The organism is Glutamicibacter sp. AGC46 (assembly GCF_053543715.1).
The window spans coordinates 245,958-251,228 of the sequence record NZ_JBLVOJ010000011.1; the positions used below are offsets into that span (position 1 = coordinate 245,958).

Consider the following 5,271-nt stretch of genomic DNA (forward strand, 5'->3'; position numbering starts at 1 on the left):
GAACAGCATTCCAACCCCCGCCCTTGGTGTATCTCCAGGCCTAGCCGAAGAGCACGGCGGCCTCTTCGTAGCGTTCCATGGGGACACGCTTGAGGTTGTTCAGTGCGGCACGCAGCGGTACGCGCAGCACCTTGGTGCCGTGCAACGCCACCATAGTGCCCCACGCCTCGGCATGGATGGAATCCACCGCAGCCATTCCCAAACGGGTGGCCAGGACACGGTCAAAAGCGGTGGGGACGCCGCCGCGCTGAATATGTCCCAGCACGGTTGCACGCGTTTCGATGCCGGTACGTTCCTCAATGACCGGGGCGAGCATCTCCCCGATGCCGCCAAGGCGGGCGCGTCCGAAGGAATCGAGACCACGTACCGAGAACGCTTCTTCCATGCCTTCTGGCACAAAGCCTTCGGCCACAACCACCAACGGGGCGCGTCCGCGCTCATGGGCTTCGTTCACCCACTGGCAGATCTGCTCCATGGTGGTGGAAACCTCCGGGATGAGCACCGCGTGCGCACCGGATGCCATCCCCGCGTGCAGTGCAATCCAGCCTACGTGGCGGCCCATTACCTCGGCCACCATGCAGCGGTGGTGGGAATCGCCGGTGGTGCGCAGGCGGTCAATGGCTTCGACCGCAATCTGGTTAGCGGTATCGAAACCGAAGGTGTAATCCGTGGCGTCCAAGTCATTATCGATGGTTTTGGGAACGCCAACGATAGGAAGGCCGGCTTCGCATAGGCGCTGGGCGCCAGCTAAGGTGCCTTCCCCGCCGATGGCAATCAGCGCATCGATGCTATTGGATTTCAGAACCTTGGAAATGTTCTCCGCGCCACCAAGTTCCCCTTCAAACGCATTGGTGCGTGAGGTGCCCAAAATGGTGCCGCCTTGCTTGGCGATGCCACGCACAGCGGTTCGCGGAAGGTCGAAGAAGTCGCCTTCCTTGACGCCGCGCCAGCCGTCGCGGAAACCGACGAATTCGTCGTCGTAGCTTTTGATGCCGTTCAGTACCGCACCGCGGATGACGGCGTTCAGACCGGGGCAGTCGCCGCCTGAGGTCATGATTCCAATGCGCATTGGCCCTCGCTTAGTAATGGGAAAGCCCTGTGCGACAGCTGGAGCGTGCAGGCCCCGTGATAACGCTGTAACAGCAAAGAGTTCCATTCGGATTTCAGTCAATATCCGCGCGCCATTGAGCATCTACTCTGCGTGCCATTGTACGTGCTTAAAGCCACTAGGGCGAGTCTCATGTCACGGAAGTGCACGAGCCTCGCCCTAGCCGGATAGCGATGCCAAGCATCGTTCCCGAGCAGGCCAGCCGGGAACGGTATTTAGAATTTGCGAAGCCAGTTCTGCAAGATGATGGTGTTGTCCTGCGCTGGGATCAGGATCCACGCCAGGATATATGCGGCAACACCCATTACCGGAAGCAAGAACGAAAGCAGTAGGGCGATACGCACCAAGGTGACATCCCACCCGAACTTGTCGGCGATGCCCCCAGCGACGCCACCGGCCAATCGGCCTGGCCCGCGACGAAGCGGCATGGAACGAAGCGAGTTGAAGAATGCGTCCATCAGAGAACTCCTAATTGTTGGAAAAGCTTGGAGGCTTAGAGATTGGGGTCGGTGGGAACCGGTGGTTCGGCTTCGGATTTGCGGGCCTTGCCGGCCGATGCCAATCCGGAGAAGATCATGGCTACGCCGGCCAAGGCGACGATAGCGATGAAGAACAGCGGCATGTCAAAGCTCCACTGCAAGACCAGACGGCTGAGCGATGCCAGGGCGACAACGATCAGAATCAGGCCGAAGACCAAGGTTCCGGTAGGGAATTTCCTAGCGGGAGTAGAAGAAGTATTCATGGGGCTCAGTCCTTAGAAATCCGTGTTGCTGGGGTTCAGGATGCTGGGATCATCCACGGTCGTGGAGAACGAGGAAAAAACTCCGTCTACTTCAATGGTCAGCATTGGTGCATTTCCCGGCAAGGACCGCCGGTCCTGCGGCAGTTCCATATCCATTCCGGAAAGGAATGCGCCGTCGGTCTCGATCTTCACCGGAACATTGTCCGGCAGCAGCAGATCCATTCTGGAGAAGACCGAATCGATCTCCACCGTGGTGGGTTTGGTGATACTGCCCAGATGGGTCAGGTCAACCGTTGAGCTGCTGAAAACAGCGCTGTATTGGCTGTCGCTGCCGGTAGCCGATCGAACGAACCCGCGGGCAGATTCCTCGAAAGACGTAGCAGAGAAGATCACCGTCAGGACCAGCAATGGAATAGCCAAACCCAACAGGCCTCCACTGGTTCGCCCGGAGAGGGCCGCTAGGACAATGGTGATGCCAACAAGCAACAGGCCACAAGCCAAGGCCACGGTCCAGCCCGAACCAGGCAAGGCCACGATATACAGGTAGTCGGCCAGCATGACCACGGCGACCACCAGCACGGTAACGCCGAAGACGGTGGTGCCAAGCCAACCCGGAATCGGGCGGCTGATCGGCTTGCGATTCGCCTTGGCACTGTAGGCCTTCGTGTATGCGGGATCCGGCGAATAGCTATTTTCGTACTGGCCCGCTGGGCCAGAATCACCTGAATTCATGGGGTGCTCCTTCATCGGCGCATCCGGGTAGTTCGTCCCGAACCCGCTAGCTACGCTCGCATTGAAACTCTGGGTGCCGTCCTCACGCCAAGGATGCTCCAACGCGGTGCTCTTCTCGGCAGCCCTTGGCGAGGCAGCAGAGCTGTCACCGGTCGCTGCCGGATTGCGGGCTTGGTCCGGACGCGCAAACCGGGTGTTCTTCCTGCTGAAGATAATGAATGCGATAGCCGCAACAATAGCCAGGGGCCACAGGACCGGTGCCAGCGAATCCAAGAACCAGGGAGCAGGGAAGATGCCCAGCGCAAAGATGATCACCGCGCCAGTCATGCCGCTGGTCCAGTTCCGGTTCACGGCACTTTCCAGATGCATTTTGCCTCCCGCATCAGGAAGCAACGCCCAAGCCAGTCCATAGAGCACCATGCCCAAGCCGCCTAGGACACCGAGCACCACGAAGATGCCGCGGATCAGCACTACATCGACCTTGAAATATTCGGCGACACCAGTTGCAACGCCACCGAGCCACTGCGAGTCCTGGCGAGTGATCGGTGATTTGCGCAGCTGGTCGTAAAAGCCGCGACGACGTTGAGAGCCTTCGTTGTTCATAGTCCAATGTTCTCGTGTGGCAGGGGTCCCGCGCTATGAGGGGATACCCTGAACTTCCCCTAGGGGTGCCCCTAGATCCGGTGATCAACCGGGAAGAAACGACAAGAACGTGCTTGACTTAGAACTATGGAAAGTCCTGAACGGCGTTTGATGGTGCGCAGCGAGAACCGGCTAATCGCCGGCGTCTGCGGCGGCCTCGCGGAGCACCTGGGCATCCCGCTGGGGTACGTGCGTATTGGGTTCCTGGGATTGTCCGCACTGGGCGGCATCGGCATTCTGCTCTACGCGTGGCTTTGGGTATTCGTCCCGAGCGCCGAAGAGGCGCACGCTGACGAGCTTCGCTCCTGGGGCACCAGATCACGCAGCCTTGCTGAAGAAATGAACCGGGTGCAGCAAGGCATCTTCCGTCCACGCGAAGGTTGGGAAAGGAACTCCACCTGGCGTGACACGCTGATCGGTGCGGGCCTGCTGGCGCTCGCCGTCCTGGCTTATGGACAGTGGACCGGCTGGAATATCCGCTGGGATCTGATCTGGCCTACCTTGGGCGTGATTGCCGGTATTGTGCTGGCTTGGATCCAGTTCGATGAAGGTATCACCGAGCACAAGAAGCGCCCGTCATTGCCTTTCTTGCTGCGCCTGGCTTTTGGCCTGGTCCTGGTCATCGGCGGTCTGCTGGCCCTGCTGGGCAATACTGTCGGAGCCGCAGACCTGCTCGGCGGCTTGTGGGCGGCCTTGGCGATCATTGTCGGCGCAGTCGTGGTGTTGCTTCCCTGGGGCACTCGGCTTTGGCGCGATTTCATCGCTGAACGGAGCTCGCGCCAGGCGGCGGCCCAACGTGCGGAGTTCGCGGCCCACCTGCACGACTCGGTCTTGCAGACCTTGGCAGTGATTCAAAAACGCAGTGAAGACCCAGCGGCGGTGAGAACCTTGGCACGCGTCCAAGAGCGTGAACTGCGTCAATGGCTGTACGGCAACCATGACCTTGATGATGAAGATGTAATCGTTGAGATCCAGCACGAGGCAAGCCACATCGAACAGCTGCTACTGCGTGATGTAGAAGTCATATCCGTAGGCAATGCTCAGGGCTTTGCCGGGCAGCAGGCACTGGTGGCCGCTAGCCGCGAGGCGATGATGAACGCAGCGAAGCATGCCGAGGGCAAGATTTCGGTATTCATCGAATGCTCGGCCGAACAAGTAGAAGTGTATGTGCGTGACCGCGGCACCGGTTTTGAAGTAGATGGAATACCGGCGGACCGGCACGGCGTCAGGGAATCAATCATTGGCCGCATGCAACGCGCAGGCGGCATGGCGCATATCCGGAGCGGTGATTCCGGAACCGAGGTGCAGCTGAGCATGCCACTGAACATGGAGGAAGAATAGAAACATGAACGCTGAGAACACCACCGAGAACTACCGTGTAGTGCTGGTGGATGACCACGCCATCTTCCGTTCCGGTTTACGTGCCGATTTGGCCCAGGACATCCAGATTGTCGGGGAAGCTGGCACCGTGGAAGGAGCCATCGAGGTGATCACCGAACAGCAACCGGATGTGGTGCTCCTGGATGTGCACCTGCCCGGGGGCCGCGGCGGGGGCGGGGCCGAAGTGCTCAAGGGGTGCACCGGGCTGCTGGGATCCACGCGTTTCCTGGCATTGAGCGTTTCCGACGCAGCACAGGACGTAGTGACGGTCATCCGTGCCGGTGCTCGCGGGTATGTCACCAAGAGCATTTCCGGGGCCGAAATTTCCGATGCAGTACGTCGCGTGGCCGGGGGAGATGCCGTGTTCTCGCCACGCTTGGCCGGGTTCGTCCTGGACGCCTTTGGCAGCAGCGGTCCGGTGGCAGAAATTGATGAAGAGCTGGATTTGCTCTCTGACCGCGAATTGCAAGTCATGCGTTTGATTGCCCGGGGATATAGCTATAAGGAAGTAGCCAAGGAACTGTTCATCTCGGTAAAGACTGTGGAATCGCATGTGTCCAATGTGCTGCGCAAGCTCCAGCTATCCAACCGCCACGAACTTACCCGTTGGGCTGTGGACCGCAAGATCCTCTAAACGGCACTGCGGCAAAGCACAGAAGCGGGGGGG

The 5,271-nt window shown here is 59.6% G+C and carries 6 protein-coding genes; 2 read left to right on the forward strand and 4 right to left on the reverse strand.

The annotated features are described in order from the left end of the window. Nucleotides 1-40: 40 nt before the first annotated feature. The 4 genes from ACNPM8_RS06290 to ACNPM8_RS06305 all read right to left on the reverse strand — a co-directional run bounded on the left by ACNPM8_RS06290 (nt 41) and on the right by ACNPM8_RS06305 (nt 3,185). A complete protein-coding gene (locus ACNPM8_RS06290; protein ID WP_105656872.1) occupies nt 41-1,069 on the reverse strand; it encodes a 6-phosphofructokinase in 1,029 nt (342 codons plus the stop codon). Nucleotides 1,070-1,323: 254 nt separating this feature from the next. Next, nucleotides 1,324-1,566: a PspC domain-containing protein gene (locus ACNPM8_RS06295; RefSeq protein ID WP_105656871.1), complete on the reverse strand. Its 243-nt coding sequence runs from the start codon at nt 1,564-1,566 to the stop codon at nt 1,324-1,326. 35 nt (nt 1,567-1,601) lie between these two features. Further along, nucleotides 1,602-1,850 (reverse strand): hypothetical protein, encoded by a 249-nt coding sequence (locus ACNPM8_RS06300; protein ID WP_133833616.1) that lies wholly within the window; start codon nt 1,848-1,850, stop codon nt 1,602-1,604. Between the two features lie 12 nt (nt 1,851-1,862). Beyond that, the gene (locus ACNPM8_RS06305) at nt 1,863-3,185 is read right to left on the reverse strand and encodes a PspC domain-containing protein (protein WP_448939468.1); all 1,323 of its coding nucleotides are present in this window, start codon (nt 3,183-3,185) and stop codon (nt 1,863-1,865) included. Between the two features lie 126 nt (nt 3,186-3,311). Here ACNPM8_RS06305 and ACNPM8_RS06310 point away from each other — a divergent pair, with 126 nt between their 5' ends. Together ACNPM8_RS06310 and ACNPM8_RS06315 are read left to right on the forward strand one after the other, a co-directional pair. After that, nucleotides 3,312-4,565: an ATP-binding protein gene (locus ACNPM8_RS06310; RefSeq protein WP_448939469.1), complete on the forward strand. Its 1,254-nt coding sequence runs from the start codon at nt 3,312-3,314 to the stop codon at nt 4,563-4,565. Between the two features lie 4 nt (nt 4,566-4,569). After that, nucleotides 4,570-5,238 carry a LuxR C-terminal-related transcriptional regulator gene (locus tag ACNPM8_RS06315; protein WP_133833619.1) on the forward strand — a complete coding sequence of 223 codons (669 nt, stop codon included), beginning with the start codon at nt 4,570-4,572 and terminating at the stop codon, nt 5,236-5,238. Nucleotides 5,239-5,271 lie beyond the last annotated feature (33 nt).